The 19250-nt window shown below is 61.4% G+C and carries 19 protein-coding genes and 3 pseudogenes; 4 read left to right on the top strand and 18 right to left on the bottom strand.

The features are described from left to right. Positions 1-241: 241 nt before the first annotated feature. The 4 genes and pseudogenes from K5Q02_RS15105 to ihfB all read right to left on the bottom strand — a co-directional run bounded on the left by K5Q02_RS15105 (position 242) and on the right by ihfB (position 4180). The gene (locus tag K5Q02_RS15105; RefSeq protein ID WP_225831845.1) at positions 242-1747 is read right to left on the bottom strand and encodes an MBL fold metallo-hydrolase RNA specificity domain-containing protein; all 1506 of its coding nucleotides are present in this window, start codon (positions 1745-1747) and stop codon (positions 242-244) included. A 256-nt stretch (positions 1748-2003) separates the two neighbouring features. Next, a pseudogene (locus K5Q02_RS24620) lies at positions 2004-2603 on the bottom strand (methyl-accepting chemotaxis protein); the annotation flags it as partial. 306 nt (positions 2604-2909) lie between these two features. Then, a pseudogene (locus K5Q02_RS24615) lies at positions 2910-3644 on the bottom strand (MCP four helix bundle domain-containing protein); the annotation flags it as partial. Between the two features lie 248 nt (positions 3645-3892). Continuing rightward, complete coding sequence (gene ihfB / locus K5Q02_RS15095; protein ID WP_042553988.1) at positions 3893-4180, bottom strand: integration host factor subunit beta; 288 nt, start codon at positions 4178-4180, stop codon at positions 3893-3895. 318 nt (positions 4181-4498) lie between these two features. Here ihfB and K5Q02_RS15090 point away from each other — a divergent pair, with 318 nt between their 5' ends. Then, complete coding sequence (locus K5Q02_RS15090) at positions 4499-4738, top strand: YheU family protein (protein WP_225831841.1); 240 nt, start codon at positions 4499-4501, stop codon at positions 4736-4738. Between the two features lie 59 nt (positions 4739-4797). On the opposite strand, the gene K5Q02_RS15085 is transcribed toward K5Q02_RS15090, so the two are convergent. From K5Q02_RS15085 to K5Q02_RS15070, 4 genes are all read right to left on the bottom strand, one after another. Then, positions 4798-5226 (bottom strand): hypothetical protein, encoded by a 429-nt coding sequence (locus tag K5Q02_RS15085; protein ID WP_225831840.1) that lies wholly within the window; start codon positions 5224-5226, stop codon positions 4798-4800. 231 nt (positions 5227-5457) lie between these two features. Further along, complete coding sequence (locus K5Q02_RS15080) at positions 5458-6630, bottom strand: MFS transporter (protein WP_225831838.1); 1173 nt, start codon at positions 6628-6630, stop codon at positions 5458-5460. Between the two features lie 288 nt (positions 6631-6918). After that, complete coding sequence (locus tag K5Q02_RS15075; RefSeq protein ID WP_225831836.1) at positions 6919-7731, bottom strand: SDR family oxidoreductase; 813 nt, start codon at positions 7729-7731, stop codon at positions 6919-6921. Between the two features lie 221 nt (positions 7732-7952). Next, a complete protein-coding gene (locus K5Q02_RS15070) occupies positions 7953-8792 on the bottom strand; it encodes an IclR family transcriptional regulator domain-containing protein (protein WP_225831834.1) in 840 nt (279 codons plus the stop codon). A gap of 196 nt (positions 8793-8988) precedes the next feature. Here K5Q02_RS15070 and K5Q02_RS15065 point away from each other — a divergent pair. Then, positions 8989-9714 (top strand): annotated as a pseudogene (locus tag K5Q02_RS15065) (siderophore-interacting protein). A gap of 167 nt (positions 9715-9881) precedes the next feature. Here K5Q02_RS15065 and K5Q02_RS15060 read toward each other — a convergent pair. The 10 genes from K5Q02_RS15060 to ccmA form a co-directional block, all read right to left on the bottom strand. Further along, positions 9882-10226: a hypothetical protein gene (locus K5Q02_RS15060; protein WP_225831833.1), complete on the bottom strand. Its 345-nt coding sequence runs from the start codon at positions 10224-10226 to the stop codon at positions 9882-9884. Continuing rightward, positions 10223-11431, bottom strand: coding sequence for a c-type cytochrome biogenesis protein CcmI (gene ccmI, locus K5Q02_RS15055; protein WP_225831832.1), 1209 nt, complete (start codon positions 11429-11431; stop codon positions 10223-10225). The genes K5Q02_RS15060 and ccmI overlap by 4 nt, the downstream gene beginning before the upstream one ends. Continuing rightward, positions 11428-11913, bottom strand: a complete 486-nt coding sequence (locus tag K5Q02_RS15050) for a cytochrome c-type biogenesis protein (RefSeq protein WP_225831831.1) — start codon at positions 11911-11913, stop codon at positions 11428-11430. The genes ccmI and K5Q02_RS15050 overlap by 4 nt, the downstream gene beginning before the upstream one ends. Then, positions 11910-12446, bottom strand: coding sequence for a DsbE family thiol:disulfide interchange protein (locus tag K5Q02_RS15045; RefSeq protein WP_225831830.1), 537 nt, complete (start codon positions 12444-12446; stop codon positions 11910-11912). The genes K5Q02_RS15050 and K5Q02_RS15045 overlap by 4 nt, the downstream gene beginning before the upstream one ends. After that, positions 12443-14416, bottom strand: a complete 1974-nt coding sequence (locus tag K5Q02_RS15040) for a heme lyase CcmF/NrfE family subunit (RefSeq protein WP_225831829.1) — start codon at positions 14414-14416, stop codon at positions 12443-12445. Before K5Q02_RS15040 ends, K5Q02_RS15045 begins: the two co-directional genes overlap by 4 nt. Next, positions 14413-14877, bottom strand: a complete 465-nt coding sequence (gene ccmE / locus K5Q02_RS15035; protein WP_225831828.1) for a cytochrome c maturation protein CcmE — start codon at positions 14875-14877, stop codon at positions 14413-14415. The genes K5Q02_RS15040 and ccmE overlap by 4 nt, the downstream gene beginning before the upstream one ends. Further along, the gene (ccmD, locus tag K5Q02_RS15030) at positions 14874-15050 is read right to left on the bottom strand and encodes a heme exporter protein CcmD (protein WP_225831827.1); all 177 of its coding nucleotides are present in this window, start codon (positions 15048-15050) and stop codon (positions 14874-14876) included. The genes ccmE and ccmD overlap by 4 nt, the downstream gene beginning before the upstream one ends. Then, complete coding sequence (locus tag K5Q02_RS15025) at positions 15047-15805, bottom strand: heme ABC transporter permease (protein ID WP_225839699.1); 759 nt, start codon at positions 15803-15805, stop codon at positions 15047-15049. The genes ccmD and K5Q02_RS15025 overlap by 4 nt, the downstream gene beginning before the upstream one ends. Before the next feature lie 69 nt (positions 15806-15874). Next, on the bottom strand, positions 15875-16546 hold the full coding sequence (gene ccmB / locus K5Q02_RS15020; RefSeq protein WP_225831826.1) for a heme exporter protein CcmB: 672 nt from the start codon (positions 16544-16546) through the stop codon (positions 15875-15877). Further along, positions 16543-17154 carry a cytochrome c biogenesis heme-transporting ATPase CcmA gene (gene ccmA / locus K5Q02_RS15015; protein WP_442964007.1) on the bottom strand — a complete coding sequence of 204 codons (612 nt, stop codon included), beginning with the start codon at positions 17152-17154 and terminating at the stop codon, positions 16543-16545. Before ccmA ends, ccmB begins: the two co-directional genes overlap by 4 nt. Before the next feature lie 154 nt (positions 17155-17308). Between ccmA and fliK the strand changes: the two genes are divergently transcribed. After that, positions 17309-18850: a flagellar hook-length control protein FliK gene (fliK, locus tag K5Q02_RS15010; protein WP_225831823.1), complete on the top strand. Its 1542-nt coding sequence runs from the start codon at positions 17309-17311 to the stop codon at positions 18848-18850. Continuing rightward, a complete protein-coding gene (locus K5Q02_RS15005; RefSeq protein WP_225831821.1) occupies positions 18847-19188 on the top strand; it encodes an EscU/YscU/HrcU family type III secretion system export apparatus switch protein in 342 nt (113 codons plus the stop codon). The genes fliK and K5Q02_RS15005 overlap by 4 nt, the downstream gene beginning before the upstream one ends. Positions 19189-19250 lie beyond the last annotated feature (62 nt).

The raw sequence follows: 19250 nt of genomic DNA, 5'->3' as shown, positions 1-19250 counted from the left end.
GAAGCCTATATAGGTAAAGCGGTCAATATCGAGTGAGCAATCATGCAAATACGAACTCATCTCAAGCGATCTCGGGAGACATTGCCTGGTGTCCGTGCAGCAGGGCACATTTCATCGGGCAATTCTCTCATGCTAGCCACCGCCCCAAGCAACCCTTTTTGATAGACAAGTATTGTCGCTCCTGACACCTGGCTCCCAAAGCCTCATCATCCAAATCCGTCACACCAGCCTTGCTCCCCACTCAGAGAGCGGCTCCAGCCATGTTGAATTTCACATCCACACTCAGACGTCGCCTCACGTAGCGCTCCTCCAGCGCCCTAGCCAGATCAGCCTTAGCCCCCGCCTCCCCATGCACCAACCGAATCTCTCCCGGCCACTCCTCCATCCCTGTCACAAAGCTCACCAATCCCGCCTGATCAGCATGCGCCGAATACCCGCCAATGCTGTGCACACCGGCACGAATTTCATAGCGCTGGCCGTCGAATTCCACGTAGCCGTTGCGCGGGCCAAAGCGCTGAATCACATGGCCAGGTGTTCCCCTGGCCTGGTAACCGACGAACAGCACGTCGTGCCGGGGGTCACCCAGCATGGCTTTTAGGTAATTGACGATGCGACCGCTGGAGCACATGCCGTTGCCGGCGATGACGATGGATGGCCTGGCGCTGCTTACCAAGTGGTTGAGGATCTTCTGATGGTCGGCGTGGCTGTCGATAGTAATCAGCTGATCAAACGCCAGCGGCCTTCTGCCGGACTGCACACGGGCCTGGGCTTCGTCGTTCCAATGGTCTTTCAGTTCGCGGTAGGCCTGAGTGAAGCGGCTGGCCAGGGGGGAATCCAGGATGATGGGCAGGCTTGGCCAGGCGATTTCAGCAGGGTCATTTGGTGCAGTTTTGAAAGCTTCGCGGGCATGGCCCGCTCCCACAGGTGTCTGTGAAACGGCTGGATTGTCCAGTTTCTTGCTGTGGATGATGTCTTCCAGCTCGTAGAGCAGTTCTTGCGTGCGCCCAACGCTGAAAGCAGGAATCAGCACGGTGCCTTTATTGGCCAGGGCATGTTCGATGACCTGTTCCAGGCGTTGACGGCGTGTACTGCGGTCTTCGTGCAAGCGATCGCCGTAGGTGCTCTCCAATAGCAGGATGTCGGCACGGCGTGGCGGTATACAGGGCTTGAGGATCGGGGCGCCGGGGGCACCGAGATCGCCGGAGAAGACGATGCGCTTGCTGGGCTCGCCCGGGTCGTACTGCAGATCGACCTCGACATAGGCGGAACCAAGCATATGGGCGGCGCGCTGCAGGCGTACCTTGCTAGCCAGCCCATCGCTATCGTGCAGAGTGAACCAGTGGTTGTAGGGCAGTGCGATGATTCGCTGCTGCACTTCCTTTATATAGCGCTCGACCTGCTTCTGATCACGGCTGAAAGTCAGCTTGAATGCGTCTTCGAGCACGATGGGCAGCAGTTTCGCCGAAGGCTCGCTACAGAGGATCGGCCCCTTGAAGCCGGCGGCGAGCAGATAGGGAATGCGCCCTACGTGGTCGGCGTGCACATGGGTAACGATCAGTGCGCGAATGCCATCCAGAGGGAAGTCGATTATCTGATGATCGGCTCGAGCGCCGTCGGCAGACGCGTCAGCACCCTGGAAAAGGCCGCAGTCGATGAGAACGCTGCTGTTCGCCGCCATATGCAACTGATGGCAGGAACCAGTGACGCCGTCTTGGGCGCCATGGTGGGTGATGTGCGGATAGTCCATCAGTTAATCCTTTAACTTTTGGTGGGTGAATTCCTGGAAAGCAGAATGATGCGATATGAAGCGCGCTATAGGAAGTGCTGCGAAACATCTGCTGATGGGTGTATCTGGAGCGCGGATGGATATCGTCTCAGCACCTATGTACTGAGTTGCCGCAGAAAGCGTTCCTGGGTATCGCTACGCTCAACCCAGGCTACGAAGGCGAGTGCCAGGACGATCGGCAGCCTCCTGCTCCCAATCGCCCTGGTTTGTGAAGGCCTTATAGTTTGAAGGTGCTCACCAGGTTGTTGAACGAGATGGCCAGGCGCGACAGCTCCTGGCTGGAGGCGCTGGTCTGGTGGGCCCCTGCAGAAGTCTGGGTCGACAAATCCTGGATGTTTACCAGGTTGCGATCCACTTCCCGCGCGACATTGGCCTGCTCTTCGGATGCCGTGGCGATCAGCATGTTGCGGTCGTTGATCTCGGCAATGTTGTGGGCGATTCGCTCCAAGGACTCACCGGTGGCCTTGGCCAGCTCCTGGGTGCTGTTGGCCAGGGTTCTACTGTTGCCCATGGCCTTGACGGCATCATCGGCGCGCGCCTGTACGCTGGTGATCATCGATTCGATTTCACCGGTGGACGCCTGAGTGCGGGCAGCCAGTGCCCTCACTTCGTCAGCCACCACCGCAAAGCCGCGTCCCTGCTCGCCTGCACGGGCGGCTTCGATAGCTGCGTTGAGGGCCAGCAGGTTGGTCTGTTCGGCAATACCGCGGATGACATCGAGCACCTTGGCGATATCACGCACGCTACCAGCCAGCTCGTCGACGATAACGGTCGAATGGCCAATCTCGCTGTTTACGCTGGTGATCGCCTTGACCGCCTCGCGCGCCTGATCGCGACCGCTCGCGGCCTCCTGGCTGGTCTGCCTGGACGCTTCGGAGGTCGAGGTGGCATTGCGCGCCACTTCCTCGACCGCCGCGCTCATTTCGGTCACTGCTGTGGCGGCAAGCTGGATTTCATCGTTCTGGCGAACCAACCCACGGCTGCTTTCCTCGGTCACCACGTTGAGCTCTTCCGCAGCAGAAGCCAGCTGATCGGCTGCGCTGGCGATCTGCTGAATGGTGCCTTTGAGGCCGCCCTGCATGGCACCGAGCGCTGTCAGCAACTGGCCGACCTCGTCTCGATGACCGCTGGCGATGGTGTGGGTCAGATCGCCACCGGCGATATGCTCGGCGTTGCGCACCGCCAAGGTGATAGGCGCACTGATCACCCGGCTGATGAACATTCCCAGCAGGAAGGCGGCAAGAAACGCCAGGCCGATACCAATGTACAGATTGAGCTTGGCGGCCGCTTCCCTCTGCCGAGCATCTTCGGCACCCTCACCGATCTGACGGTTATTGGACTCCACCATGATGCCCATTTCGTCGATGACCGTGCGATAGGCCTGATGGACTTCGCCAGCAATCAGCAGCCTGGCCGCATCGAAATCCCCCCGTTCGATGAGGCCCAGCGAGCGCTCGATGAGTGCCTGATAGGCTGGCCAGTCCTTTTCCATCTGGTCGCCAGCGGCGCGTTCATCGTCTGCCAGAGGCGTGGCGCGGTATGTAGCAAAGGCACGCTCGCTGGTTTGTTGATTCTCCTTCATGGAGCTGAGGATGGCGGCGCGCTCCGATTGCGGCGCACCCGCCGTGGCCGCATCGAGCAAGCGATACAGGTCACGGTTCTGGGCTACGGCGTTGGAACGAGCCTCGGCGGTCTTGGCGACGGACACGAGGTTATTGGAGAAAACCAGCTGCAGGCTGGAGGACAGTGAGCCGATCCCCTGACTGCCTACCGCGCCAACAACCAGAGTGATGGTGGCGCAGAGGGCGAATGCCAGGTACAGCTTGGACGCGAGCTTGGCGTCGTAGAACCAGTTCATATGCAAACCTGTAGATAGGAAGGGTGAGCTGCGATCGCAAGTTACGCGCTGGCATCGTCACCAGTATCGGCTAAGCCACAGGCGACTGTAGGGCGGTATGGCGCTTTATTATTGGGGAGTTAGATCTGAGGCGCCTTGGCTCATTGCGAGCTAACGGCGTAGCCAATCCAAGCACAGGATGGCTTTGAGGCGGGATGATATGCGGGATACGCTGAAAGAGCCGGGCTAGAGCGATACCGGGTAAATCGTCATTCCTCTTCTTCGTTCACTCGGTCGCGCAGTTCCTTGCCAGGCTTGAAGTGCGGAACGAACTTGCCATCCAGACGAACGGATTGGCCGGTTTTCGGGTTACGACCTACACGTGGCGCCCGATAGTGAAGAGAGAAACTACCAAAGCCACGGATCTCGATGCGATCGCCAGTCGCCAGCGCCTGGGACATCTGTTCCAGCATGGTTTTGATGGCTAACTCGACATCTTTGTTTGAAAGTTGTCCTTGGTGGGTGACGATTCTTTCGATCAGCTCCGACTTGGTCATACTTTTCCCTTCGTTTTCAAGCGGCTATGTCACTCGATGGAACGGTTTTAGCACGCTGATCAGCTTTTGAACAGTCTAAAAAACCACCAATCCGGAAAATGTGCTTGGGTTCCTGAAATAGCCAGGACGGATTCCGGCAGATGAGCGTAAGTCGTTGTCTGGGTTGGAATGTTGCTTTGTCGGGTAGTTTGTTGAGGATATGCGTACCCTGCCCGGCTTACGAACGCGCGAAAGAGGTGATCAAAACCTCAGAAGCGCCGTCCAAAACAGCTAACGCATATGCTGGTCAAAGGCCCGAGAGCGCCTCAGGAGAAAACCGTGCTGATTCCCGCCCACCTGCTCGAGGCAGAGACCCTAACCCGCCTGATCGAGGACTTCGTCACGCGCGATGGCACTGACAATGGCGACGAAACACCGCTGGAAACACGTATTGCCCGCGTTCGTCGTGCGCTGGATAAAGGCGAAGCGGTGATCGTTTTCGACCCGGAGAGCCAACAATGCCAGTTGGCACTTAAACGCGATGTGCCAAAGGAATGGCTGATAGAAGATGAGGAATAGCCACGGTTGTGGAATAGCTACAATCGTTTTCGCGCCGGGAGCTACGCGCTACAAGGCGGTTAGCCGCGCAGGCCACCTTCTCTTTCCCAGGCGCAACGCACGCGCAAGCCGCCATCGTGAGGGCTGTGCAAACCGGTGTCCGACTCCCAGCGAAAGGTGTGGGTACCGTTCAGCTCGGTCTCCAGGTGCACCACGGCACTGGCCCAGTAAAGGCGTTTGAGTAGGCCTTCGAACTCGGCGACCCAGAGTTTCCATTCGTACTCGATGGTCTGGTAGCTCGCGCCAAAGTGGATGACCTGGGTCTGGTACAAGCCGCTGCCCGGCCGCTGGCAGCAGGAAAACATCTCGCGACCGAGGAATGGCCAGGCATCGCCAACAGGCAAGGCTTCGAGCACCTGATGGTTGAGCAGTCGCCGCAAGCGGCTCTCTGATGGGCTGTCCGACGGCCAGTCACGAATGCTGCCATAGACGATGGATTCCGATTCCACGGGGTCACTCCGCAAAAAACTGGCTGCCTTCTATCATACCGGGCAGTTCAGGGAAACTCTGAGAGCCAGTAAGCGCGCTGTAATCGGTCTTAGCGGTAAGTGCGAGGCTTCTGTAGCTGTGCGCCACGACGATTGCTGGTAGCACCATGGATGCTGCGAGATGGCCGCTATCGCATCGCAAAAGGGTCGACGCTCCTGCCACACCTGATTCCGAGCGCGCTCAAACAGTTTCTACGTGCTGGCGCGGCGTGGCCCTTTGCGCATCAACCAGGCCAACAGCACCATCACCACTGCCATGCTGGTCAGTACCATGAAAGGCACCTTGTAGGTGCCGGCCATGTCCCGCGCCAGGCCAGTGAGCAACGGCGTCAGGCACGCCACGCTATAGCCCATGCCCTGCATCATGGCCGTCCAGCGGCTTACCGCCATGGGCGAGCCGGCCTCGTAGATTGGCAACAGCAGCGACAGGGCGAAGGAACCACTCATGCCAAAACCCAATGTCAACGCCCAGAGCTCAGGCACAAAGGTGGGCTGGAAGGTGATCATGCTCAAGCTGACCAGTGTCATCGAGCCACAAGCAACCATCAGCAGATAGTGATTGCTCACCCGCTGTACCAGCCACGGCAACAGAAAGGAGCTTGGCAAGCCCATCAACATTGCCAGGCTGAATAGCGTGTTGCTATGAGCGGCTGACAGGCCTGCTTCCTGATAGCGCGCCACTGTCCAGGTCGCAATCGCATAAAACAAACCGGCCTGCAGGGCGAAGTAGGCACTGATCAACCATGCCCGCGGTTCGCGCCAGGGCAAGCCGGCAGAGGCATCTTCACGGCTCAGCGGTTCGGCCTGTTGTTTGGGCAGGTAGCACCAGATCGCCACAGCCAGAGCGGCAGGTAACGCCCAGATAGCCAAGCCGTAACTCCAGTCATCGGCGAACAACTGCGTGGCCGGCGTGGTCAGCACAACACCGACCGCACCGCCGATAGCCATGCTCAGTGAGTACCAGGCAAGCACCTGCCCCATGCGCCCAACGAAATGGCGCTTGATGAACCCCGACAGCAGTGGCCCGGCAATCGCAATAGCGGCGCCCAGTAGCACGGCGCTGCCGATCAGCATCACACTGGAGTGACCGATCAGGCGCAGCACCAGCGCCAGGGTGATCGCGCCAAGACACAGCGTAAGGGTGCGCTCCAACCCTAGCCTGACCGCCAGACGTGGAGCAAGCGGTGCCAGCAGGCCCATACACAATACCGGTAATGCGGTGGTGAGGCTGATAAAGCCTCGGCTCAGGGACAGCTCCTGGGCGATGCGTTCGATAAGGGGCGCCAGCGAGGTAATGCCAGGGCGCAAATTCACCGCTGCAGCCACTAGAGCCAACAGCAACAAAGCGCGAGAGACGGGTTTCACGAGATTTCCTGATCAGGTGGCCAGGTTAGCCAAGGCGGCAACCCTACCGGCAGACCTGGATTTGAGCAAGCCTGGCAGCGGGCTCTCTCTTCTAAGAACAATGCAGTAATCAGTAGGCAGGAGCAGCTATTTCCCGGCGAAAGGCTGCCCGGTTCACCCAATAATGTCGGAGCCGGCTTGCCGGCGATTGGCGGCCATGACACACGATCGCATACCGGCTACGACCGTATCGCCCGCAAGCGGGCTCCTACAGGATTGTGGGCAGTACGATTGAGTGGGGCTTCAGGACTATCGGTGACTGGTTGCCTTGGCGCGCATCTTCTCGCACATCACGGTCATTTCGTCATACAGCAGCTGCGGGTTTCTCTGCTTGAGCGCCCAGGCTTGGCGGCCCTGCTCGTGGGGCAGAATCATGAACTGCCCGTCGGCCAACGCCTGGAAGATGTAATCGGCGATGAATTCGGCGCTGATGGGAGAGCTCTCCAGCAACTTGCCGACCTGCGCCTTCATGGCGGGCGTGGGGCCGCGGAAGGAATCGAGCAGATTGGTCTGGAAGAACGATGGGCACACCACGTGCACGCCGACCTGTAATGGCTTGAGCTCGACCAGCAGGCTCTCCGACAGTGCCACCACGCCGGCCTTGGCCACGTTGTAGTTGCTCATGCCCGGGCCCTGCATCAAGGCCGCCATCGAGGCGATGTTGACGATGCGACCCTGGCTGCGTTCGAGCAGCGGCAGAAACGCCTTGCAGCCCTTCACGACGCCCATCAGGTTGATCGACAGCTGCCAATCCCAATCCTCCAGCGACAGCTCGGCGAAGAACCCGCCCGAAGCGACACCGGCGTTATTGACGATGATATCGATGCCACCGAGCTTCTCTTCGCAAGCCTGAGCGAACGCGGTGAGCTGGCTGTAATCTCGCACGTCACAGCGCAGGGTGAAACCTTCCCCGCCGGCGTCACGTACCAGGCGCAGCGTTTCGGCAAGGCCCGCATCGTTGACGTCCGACAACGCCAGGCGCCAGCCCTCACGCGCCCAGCGCAGCGCGATCTCACGCCCCAAACCAGATCCGGCCCCCGTAATCATCATACGATTGTGCATACACTACCTGCCCTGCTGGCCAATGAAAGACAGGCCGAGTGTAGCGAAGCAACAGGCTTAGCCCTGCCATCATCAGGTTGTTGAATGGGCAAGCCGTGGGCTGGGTATGGCAAAGGGATCGTATCGCGCTCATTCCTGGGTATCGCTGCGCTCAACCCAAGCTACGGATCTCACAATCACTCCCGAGTAGCCGGGTCGAGCAAAGCGACACCCGGGGAGCGCTATTGGAACAACCGCGTGCTCAATTCGTGGCTGGCTTCCAGCAGGATCGGCAAGAAGCGATTTTCCAGATCCTGCCTCGAGACGCGCCCTACATGGGTGCCAACGTTGAGCGCCGCCAATACCTGGCCAGCAGAGTCCTTGAGCGGTACAGCGATGGAACGCAGGCTGACTTCCAATTCCTGATCGATGATCACCCAGCCCTGGCGACGGATTTCTTCGATAGAAGCACGCAAGTCTTCAGCTGTGTGCAATGTGCGGCTGGTCTTTACCTGCAGTTCGGCGTGGCTCAGGTAGTCATCCACCGCCGCATCATCCAATGCAGCCAACAGGATTCGGCCCATGGAGGTGCAGTAGGCCGGCAACCGGCTGCCCACACTCAAATCAACGGAAATGAGCCGCTGCGGTGTCGCTGAGCGAGCGATGTAGAGAATCTCGTCGCCCTCCAGCGTGGCCATGGAGCAGGCCTCGTGGAGTTGCTCGCTGAGGCGATCCAGGATCGGCTGAGCGGTTACTGCCATCGGCGTCGATGACAAGTAGGCATGGCCCAGCGTCAGCACCTTGGGCAGCAGTGAATAAACGCGCCCATCGGTGGTGACGTAACCCAGCTTCATCAACGTGTGCAGGCACCGCCGCACGGCGGCGCGGGGGATTTCAGTACGATGGCTGATCTGCGCGATGGTCAGGTGGCGCTTGCGCTCCTGGAAGGCATGAATGACCGCCAGCCCTCGCGCCAGCGACGTCATGAAATTCGGATCACCGGTGAGGGCCTCGATACGCTTCGCCGGCGAGGCAATGATAGGCGGCGCCATTGGGCTTGGCAGAGAACGGGATTCGGTCATGGGCTATCAACTCGTCCTGGCGATTGTGATCGATTATCGAACTATGGTTCGATAATCGCAAGATAATCGGCAGCGACCCAAGCCATAACCTTGTGTCAGCGGCACAAAGCTGGCGATCAGTGATCGGAGCAAGGTGTATCTAGTGGAGGAAGGCGTGAGACGAGTGACTTCGACGACCGAGACCATCGAGCGCGTGATGCACCCCACTGCTCGCCGCTGCCTGACGGTAGTGCGGGTGGCGGATGTCACACCGCGCATGCGCCGGGTGACCTTTGCTGGCGAGGCGCTCGAGGGTTTCGTTTCCGCCGCTGCGGATGACCATATCAAGCTGTTGTTCGCCCGCGACGAGGGTGAACAACGCCGCCTCGACGACTTTCTGGCCGGCCGCGATGGCGAGCGCCCGGTAACGCGGGACTACACGCCGCGCCGCCATGACCCGCAGGCAGGTGAACTGGACGTGGACTTCGTGCTGCATGGCGACGGCCCTGCTTCAACCTGGGCGAGTCAGGTGCAACCCGGCCAACGGTTGTATATCGCCGGGCCTCGAAGCTCTCTGGTGGTACCGGATATTTTCGACGCCTACCTGCTGATTGGCGACGAAACCGCCCTGCCCGCCATTGGCCGATGGCTGGAGGGACTTACGCCAGGACGTAAGGCTACGGTGCTGGTGGAGATTTAGAACGAGCCGGAAAAGCAGCGCTTACCCAGCGCGGCCGAGGTGGAGCTGCTGTGGTTGATTCGTGGCGAGCGCAGCCTGGTCGAGGCCGTGCACGCGTTGCGCACGCCTGAGGGAGAGGTTTATGCCTGGGTCGCCTGCGAGGCCAATCAGTCTCGCAAGGTTCGTCGTGTGCTGATCGACGAGCATGGTATCGATGAAGACCGCATCAAAGCCGCCGGTTACTGGCGGCGGGATGACGACTGATACGAAACGCCATTATTGGTGGGCTAAAGCCCACCCTACGCCGCTGGATACCTACCATTGCATCGCCCGCAAGCGGGCTCCTACGCACCGCAGACCTCACCAGGCCATTCAACGCGGTGGTGGCTGATGTTGGCTCTGCGTTTTTATACCTGCATCGAAGGCAACACTTACTGGGCGTGGTGGCGGTAGAGGGCTGGCGGCACGCCGCTGCTGTCCACGGGTTGCCATGGGCCTTGCAGGGTGCCGGCCCAGCTCCAGCCGTCGCTCCAGCGATAGAAGGTACGTTCGCGGTAGTAGGTGTCATGCTCGGAGTCGACGACATAGACCCCCAGCCCGCCGTCCCAGTGGCTGGAAACGCCCGGTGGCGGTGCGAAGCGCGGGTGAGATTTGCTGGCTGGCGGTGAGCCAGCGGGTGCCGAGGAGCCATCGGTGCCGGGCGCGGGGCTGTGCAAGGTACAGCCGGCGAGACTCAACAGGGTGGCCGCAAGGGCAGCCGACATCAGTTTATTCATGGTTGTTTGCCGTCAGCACTATCGATGATCAGGCGTTGCACGGTCTGGGTGGTGCTGGACAATGGTTGCCCCTGACCAATCCACTCGCCGCTTTTCGCATCGCCGGCGCGCGAAATGCGCGCTACCAGTTGAACCTGGTCGAACGCGGAAAGTTTCAGTTCTGGCATCATCGCATCGCTGTCCGAGAGACTGACCTGCGCTGGTAGATCAGCCACGCTCAAGCGCTTGACCGCCAACGGCATGGGCGGCCCGGATGCGGCGCGGGCGAAGACGAACACCGTGTCGCCCGGCTGCACCTTGTCACGCAGCGCATCCGCCAGCTCGACCCGCACCTGCAAGCTGCCGATTTCCTGCGTCTGCGCGGCGGCGCCAGCCCCGGCCTGCGGATCGATTTCCTGACGGGCCCGAGAGATGCCGCCCGCGATTGCCTGACGGGACGGATCGCCCTCCGGCAAAATCGCGACGAGCCGTTCCCAGTAGCCGATGGCATCCTGGAAACGATGCTCCTCGTAGGCGGCTATACCTAGCAGCCCCAGGCTGGTGACTTCCTCCGGATCGGCCTGCAGCGCCTCGCCGGTCAGCGAATCCAGTTGCGCGGTCCACTGTTTGTCACCGGCAAAGTACAGGGCCTGGGCCCACTGCCCGAGCAGCTCGGGCTCGCGGCCAGCCACCTTTACCGCCTGCTCGAACGCTCGCGCTGCATCCGCCGGGCGCTCCTGCGCCATGTAGCTGCGGCCCAGGAAATACCAGCCCTCGGGGGACTCCGGGTTGCTTTGCACGGCCTGTTCCAGGCGTGCGGTCATTTCCTCGATGCTGCGTGGCTCGCCGGTGAAGGTTCGCGCCCGCTCGACCTCGCCGATAGCGCCCCACTGCGCATAGAGCAACACGCCAAGCAGCGGAATCAGCACGGCGGCGATCAGCGGCACGGTGCGCCCCAGACGCCCGACCTTCACTTGACCGCTGCCTTCGGTATCGGCCAGCAGCTCGCGCGCGGCTTCGTCACGGGCCGTCTGCAACCGGGCGCTATCCAACGTGCCGGCCTGGTGCTGTTGCTCCAGCTCGCGCAGGCGCTCCTGATAGAGGGTGACGTTCAGGGCGGTGCGATCTTCCTCGGCCTGAACCTTGCGACCGCGCAACAGCGGTATCAACAGAAAACTCACGGCGACCAGACACAACAGGCCGGCGGACAACCAGAATTCGATCATGGCTCTTTCTTATCCAGAGGCGCCTGCTCGAGCAGTTGCGCCAGACGTTGCTGTTCATCGTTCGACAAGCCCGTGGAGACCTCTCCGCCAGCCTTGCGGCGGCGCAGCACGATCACCCCGAGCAGCACGAAACCACCGACCAGAAGTGCTGCCGGGCCATACCAGAGCAACAAGGTGCGGCGGGTAACCGGCGGTTTGTAGAGCACGAAGTCGCCATAACGGGCGACCAGGTAATCAATGATCTGCGCGTTGCTGTCGCCAGCCTCGAGCATGCGATAGATCTCGGCGCGCAGGTCCATGGCGATCGGCGCGTCGGAGTCGGCGATGTTCTGGTTCTGGCATTTCGGGCAGCGCAGTTCTTCAGTGAGCTGGCGGTAGCGGGCGCGTTCGGCCTCGCTGGCGAATTCGTAGGTGTCGATGGCTGCATGGGCCACACCGACCAGCACCAGCAACAGGCTCAGCCCGATCAAAAGACGCTTCATTGCCCCGCCTCGTCGACCATCTGCTGGTACAGCGGCGCGAGCTTTTCACGCCAGATCGCCTCGTCGATCACGCCGACGAACTTGTGGCGGATGATGCCCTTGGCGTCGACGAAGAAGGTTTCAGGCGCGCCGTACACGCCCAGATCCAGGCCAAGGGTGCCCTTAGGATCGCTGATATTGAGCTGATAAGGATCGTGGAAATCGCTCAACCATTTCTGCGCGGCAGCGTTGTCGTCCTTGTAGTTGACGCCATGGATAGTCACGCCCAGGGAGGCCAGCTTGTTGAGCACCGGGTGTTCGACCTTGCAGGCAACGCACCAAGTGGCCCAGACGTTGACCAACGAAGGCTTGCCGAGGAGGTTTTCCCGGGTGATCAGTTGATCGCCCTCCACTGCCGGCAGGGAGAATGCCGGGAAGGGCTTGTCGATCAGCGCCGACGGCAACTCGGCGGGGTCGAGAAACAGACCGCGATAGAGAAACACCGCCACGCCAAGAAAGATCACCAGCGGTAACAACAGAATCAGCCGTCTCATGCTTGTGCCTCCTGCAGGCCAAGCGCGTCACGCACGCGCGTCTTGACCTTCATCCGGTAGCGCTTGTCGGCTGCGGCGAGGAAGCCGCCGAAACCCATCATCAAGGCGCCCAGCCAAATCCAACGTACGAAGGGCTTGATGTGCACGCGCACGGCCCAGGCGCCCTGCTCCAGCGGCTCGCCAAGAGCAACGAACAGGTCGCGGGTCAGGCCAGCGTCGATGCCGGCTTCGGTCATCACCGATTGCTGCACGGTGTACAGGCGTTTTTCCGGGTGCAGCAGAGCGATCTGCCGCTCGCCTTCGAAGACCCGTACCGTACCGCGGTCGGAGATGAAGTTCGGCCCCTCGTGATGCGCCGCCCCTTCGAACACGAACCGATAACCGCCCAGTTCCACGGCATCACCCGGCGCCATGCGCATGTCGCGCTCGAAGCTGCCGAGGCTGGTGAGGATCACCCCCAGTGCGCAGACCGCCAGGCCCAGGTGAGCCAGCTGCATGCCCCAGTAACTGCGGCCAAGGCTGGCCATGCCTTTGAACAAGCCCTTGTGGCGGGTTTTGTCCTGAATATCACGCAACCCGGCCAGAACCACCCACGCGGCCAGCATGCAAACACCGAGCACCGCCCAGTGGAAATCGCCCCACAGCCAACTGGCCAGCAACGCCAATATCACGCTGGCCACCAACACCGGCGCGAGCATGCCGAGCAGCCAGCGCACGGGCGTGTCCTTCCAGCGCACCAGCACGCCAACCGCGAGTACCGCCATCAGCAAGCCCATCAGAGGTACGAACAACGCATTGAAATACGGCGGGCCGACCGACAGTTTGGCGCCGCTCAGGGCATCCAGCACCAGCGGATAAAGGGTGCCAAGCAGGATCATCGAGGCCGCCACCACCAGAATCAAGTTGTTGGCCAGCAGCAGGGTTTCCCGCGACCACAGGCTGAAGCCGACCTGGCTGCGCACCACGGGGGCACGCAGGGCGAACAGGGTCAGCGAACCGCCGACCACCAGCAACAGGAAGGCGAGAATGAATACGCCCCGCTCCGGATCACTGGCGAACGCATGCACCGAGGTCAGCACCCCGGAGCGAACCAGAAAAGTCCCCAGCAGGCTCAGGGAGAACGCGGCGATGGCGAGCAGCACTGTCCAGCTCTTGAACACACCGCGCTTCTCGGTCACAGCCAGGGAGTGGATCAGCGCGGTGCCGACCAGCCAGGGCATGAACGAAGCGTTTTCCACCGGATCCCAGAACCACCAGCCGCCCCAGCCGAGTTCGTAGTAGGCCCACCATGAGCCCAAGGCGATGCCGATGCCTAGAAAGGCCCAGGCAACGATGGTCCAGGGCCGCGACCAGCGGGCCCAGGCGGCGTCCAGCTTGCCGCCGAGCAGAGCAGCAATGGCGAAGGCGAAGGCCACCGAGAAACCCACGTAGCCCATGTAGAGCATCGGCGGGTGAATGATCAGGCCGAAATCCTGCAGCAGCGGATTGAGGTCGCGGCCATCGGACGGCACGTTCGGCAGTAAGCGAGTGAACGGATTCGAGGTGATGATCAGAAACAGTAGGAAGCCGACGCTGATGATGCCCATCACGCCCAGCACACGGGCGAGCATCTCCTCGGGCAACTGTCGGGAAAAGATCGCCACGGCGAAAGTCCAACCGCCGAGAATCAGCGCCCAAAGCAACAGCGAGCCCTCGTGGGCGCCCCATACGGCGCTGAATTTGTAATACCAGGGCAGCGCGGTGTTGGAATTCTGCGCCACGTAGGCTACGGAAAAATCGTCGGCCATAAAGGAATACGTAAGGCAGGCGAAGGAAAACACCAGAAAGGCAAACTGCCCCCAGGCGGCAGGCTGCGCCAGGCTCATCCACTGCCGATCGCCGCGCCAGGCGCCAATCAGCGGCAGCGTGGACTGCACCAGGGCCAGGCACAGCGCGAGGATCATTGCCAGATGGCCGAGTTCGGGAATCATTGCGTGGCCTCCCCGGCCTTCTCGTATTGCTTGCTCATGCCACTCTGCTCCAAAGCCTGCTTGACCTCGGGCGGCATGTAGTTCTCATCGTGCTTGGCCAGCACTTCGTCGGCGAGCAGCATGCCGCTGTCATCGACCTTGCCCATGGCGACGATGCCCTGCCCCTCGCGAAACAGGTCCGGCAGGATGCCGTGAAAGCGGATGGTCACCTGTGCGACGCCGTCGGAGACCACGAAGTCGGTCTGCAGCGAGTCACTCGAGCGTTTCACCGAGCCCTTTTCCACCATGCCTCCAGCGCGGATTCGGGTATCCAATGGCGCTTCGCCGTTGACTATCTGGCTTGGGCTGTAGAACAGGTTGATGTTCTGCTGCAATGCGCTCAAGGCCAGCGCTACGGCGATACCGACCCCGGCGACGATGGCCAGAACGATAAACAGGCGCTTCTTGCGAACAGCGTTCAACGTGATTCCTCCCGGCGCATACGACGCGCCTCATCCTGCAGATGGCGGCGCCGCGCATGCAGCGGCAACAGCACATTTAGCACCAGCACGGCAAAGCAGATGCCGTAGGCTGACCAGACATAAGCACCGTGGTTGCCCATGGCGAGGAAGTCGGCGAATGACGAAAAACTCATCGTTTACCCTCCACCTGCGCGCGGATCTCGGCCTTCACCCAGCTGCTGCGTGCTTCGCGGCGTAACACTTCGAGGCGCATGCGCATCAGCAGCACGGCGGCGAAGAAGCAGTAGAAGCCCAGCACCATGATCAGCAGCGGCAGCCACATCTGCATGGGCATCGCCGGCTTGTCGATAACGCTGAAAGTGGCTGGCTGGTGCAGGGTGTTCCACCACTCCACCGAATACTTGATGATCGGGATGTTGATCACCCCGACCACCGCCAGTACTGCGCAGGCCTTGGCGGCGCTGTCGCGGTTGCTGATCGCCTGGCCGAGGGCGATCACGCCGAAATACAGAAACAGCAGGATCAGCATCGAGGTCAGGCGCGCATCCCAAATCCAGTAAGTCCCCCAGGTCGGCTTGCCCCACACCGCGCCGGTGATCAGCGCGATGGCGGTCATCCAGGCGCCGACGGGCGCAGCCTGCTGCAGGGCGACATCAGCCAGTTTCATCTTCCATACCAGACCGACGAGCCCAGCCACGGCCAGCATCACGTAGATCGACTGCGCCAGGAAAGCCGCCGGCACGTGGATGTAGATGATTCGGAAACTGTTGCCCTGCTGGTAGTCCGGTGGCGCGAATGCCAGCCCCCAGACAGTACCCACGACCAGCAGCACGGCAGCGGCGATGGCCAGCCCGGGCAGCCAGCGGCCACTGATTTCATAGAACCATTTGGGCGAGCCCAACTTGTGAAACCATGTCCAATTCATCAGGTCACTCATCATTCTCCGAGGTAGGGGCCAGAACCGAAATCGGCGGCCATCCTCGGTAGCACGGTTGAATCATTCGCCGACACTGATGGTCAGGCCGGCGGCAATGGCGAATGGCGTCAGGGTCACTGTCAGCGCGGTGAGGCTGGCCAGCCATAACAGATGGCCTGCCACTGGCAGCCCCTGCAGGCTCGCCTGCAAGGCTCCGCTGCCAAGAATCAGCACCGGGATGTACAAGGGTAAAATCAGCAGTGCCAGCAGCAACCCGCCGCGCTTGAGCCCCACGGTAAGGGCGGCGCCCACGGCACCAAGCAGGCTGAGAATGGGCGTGCCGAGCAGTAACGTGGCGAGCAGTACCGGCAGGCAGCGCACCGGCAACCCGAGCATCAAGGCCAGCAAAGGTGACAGCAATACCAGCGCCAGGCCGGAAAACAGCCAGTGCGCGCTGACCTTGGCCAGCACCAGCAGCGGCAATGGATGCGAGGAAAGCACCCACTGTTCCAGCGAGCCATCTTCGAAGTCGCTGCGGAACAGGCCGTCGAGAGACAGCAGCACCGCCAGCAAGGCTGCTACCCACACCAGGCCAGGTGAGAGGCTTTGCAGCAGTTGCGTTTGTGGCCCGACGGCCAGCGGAAACAGTGCGATGACGATAGCGAAAAACACCAGTGGGTTAGCCAGTTCTGCAGGGCGCCTACACAACAGACGCGCCTCGCGCACGACCAGCAGCATAAATACGCTATTCATGCGGCGTGCTGTCCCAGATCAAGATCGCGGTAACTCACCGGCATGCGGCTCAACGTATGGTGGGTGGTCAGAATCACCAGGCCGCCCTGCTGGCAATGCGCAGCCAGATGCTCTTCCAACTGGCTCACGGCATATTTGTCCAGGGCAGTGAACGGCTCGTCGAGAATCCACAGCGGCGGGCCATCGAGATAAAGCCGCGCCAGTGCCACGCGGCGTTGCTGGCCGGCCGAGAGGGTGTGACAGGGCACATCTTCAAAACCTCGGAGCCCCACCGCCTCCAGCGCCTGCCAGATCTGCTCGCGGCTCGCGGGGCGATGTAGAGCGCAGAGCCAGGCGAGATTTTCCTCGGCACTGAGCAAGCCCTTGATGCCAGCAGCATGACCAATCCACAGTAAGTCACTGGCCAGATCACCGCTGCGGCTGGCCAGTGGCTGGCCCTTGAGGCGAATTTGCCCGGAGGTGGGTTGCCTCAATCCGGCGAGTACACGCAGCAGGCTGGTCTTGCCGCTGCCGTTGGGGCCGGATACCTGTAGCATCTGCCCGGCGTCCAGCTGAATATCGAGATTCTCGAACAGCAGGCGCCAATCCCGTTCGCAGGAAAGTGCCATGGCTTCGAGAAAGGGACTGCTCACAGCGCGGACACCTGGTTCAAGTCGAGACGAATGTGGCCGCTATAATGATGCGGACATTGAAGTGGCCGGAATTATACATGCCCAATAGGCCCACTCGCAGTGCGCTTTTGGCTACAGAGTATGAGACTTAATGACCGAGATCAGTGGATCGCGTCCTATCGCCGCAGCACCTCCTGCCAGCCGGCCGCAAGTCAATGCCGCCGACCTGGCGGTCAAGCTTTTGCAGCCCCTCGATGGCCTGATGGGCAAAGGCGAGAGTGCCAAGGCAGAAGTGGTGGGCCTCAAGGAGGTGGCGCAGAATTTTCAGCTGATGCTGCGCGTGACGCTGGAAGGCGGCCGTCAGGCTACGCTGCAGGCCAGCAGCCCACAGCCCTTGGCCCAGGGCACGGCGCTGGCGATCACGGCCCTGTCCGACACGCGCCTGGCCCTGGCGGTACTCGCCGGTGGCAAACCGCTGACCAGTATCGACCTCGAGCAATTGCCCGTCGGCACGCTACTGCAGGGCAAGGTCATCGCTCGCGAAGCAATGCCGGCGCAGGCCGCACAAACCGTCTACAAGGTGCTGGTGAACCTGCTCAACACGCCTCTGGCAGGCAGCAAGCTGAGCCTGGAAACTCACCTCGACCTGCCCTTGGGCAGTCTGCTCAGCGCACGCGTGCAGGGCGACCAATCCCTGTCCTTCTTGCCATTGAGCGGCAGGCTCGATCAATTGGCGCTGCTGCAGCAACTCGGTAATCAGCAGAGTCGCCAGGGCTCACTGGAAGGCCTGATGGCAGCGTTGAAGGGAATGGGCGGTCAGAGTGGCATGCCCGATGGCCTGCGCGGCAGCATCGACAAGCTGCTTGGTGGGCTGCCGAGTGGCGAGCAGATGAGCAGCGGCAAGGGCCTCATGCAGGCGCTGGAAAACAGCGGTCTGTTTCTCGAAAGTAAACTGCTGGCAGGCCAGCCTGGCGCACTGAGTACCGACATGAAGGCCAACCTGCTGCGCCTGGTCAGCCAGTTGCTGCCGCTGCTGCCTGGCTCCGCGCCCCTGGCTGCCGCCACCGCATCGGCCACTGCCATGACCCAGGCACTGCCGGCCTTCGCCCGTAACATTCTCGGCAATATCGGCCAGAGCAGCGGGCGCCAACAGGCCATGAGCTTCCCCCTGCCCAGCCGCCTGCTGCAGGCAATGGACGGGGAGTCCGACCTAGAGGCACTGCTCAAGCTCGCCGCCGCAGCCATCTCTCGCTTACAGACCCACCAGCTTTCCAGCCTGGCTCAGAGCCAGACCGGGCCCGACGGCGCACTGGTTACGACCTGGCAGATAGAAGTGCCCATGCGCAATCAGCATGAGCTAGTGCCCCTGCAGGTAAAAATTCAGCATGAGGAACCGGCCCCCTCCGATAAACAGGAAACCAAGGAAACGCTCTGGCGCATCGACCTGGCTTTCGATCTCGATCCACTCGGGCCGCTCCAGGTGCAGGCGCAATTGGCCCATGGCAGCCTGTCCAGCCAACTCTGGGCAGAGCGTGCCAGTACTGCAGGGATGATTGATCGAGAGCTGGGCAACCTGCGCGAACGCTTGGTCGCGGCAGGCCTTACGGTCGGTGATCTGGCCTGTAGTCAGGGCACACCACCGCAAGGCCCGAAAACCTCACTGGAACAGCGCTGGGTCGACGAAACCGCATGAGCCCAAAAGCCCCACGCCAGGCCATCGCCCTCACCTACGATGGCCAGAACGCTCCCAACCTCAGCGCCAAGGGCGATGACGAACTGGCCGAGGCGATCCTCGCCATCGCCCGGGCTCACGATGTGCCGATCTACGAGAACGCCGAACTGGTACGCCTACTCGCACGTCTGGAGCTGGGCGAAGCGATTCCCGAGCAGTTGTACCGCTGCATCGCCGAAATCATCGCATTCGCCTGGTACCTGAAGGGCAAATACCCGCCTGGCTTCGACCCGCGCGGCAAGACGAAGGACGGCCCGCTGCTGCTTGATGGGCCTGATCGCAAGGGCAGCCAGCGTTAGGCTGTCGACGCGGAATCTGCCCCGAGTGTCGCTTCGCTCAGAAGGACGCGCCAGGTGCGCCA

Origin of the sequence: Pseudomonas sp. MM211 (genome assembly GCF_020386635.1) — a bacterium.
GTDB lineage: Bacteria > Pseudomonadota > Gammaproteobacteria > Pseudomonadales > Pseudomonadaceae > Aquipseudomonas.
The sequence above is the reverse complement of the archived record's forward strand: the minus strand, read 5'-3'. Positions and strand labels throughout refer to the sequence as shown.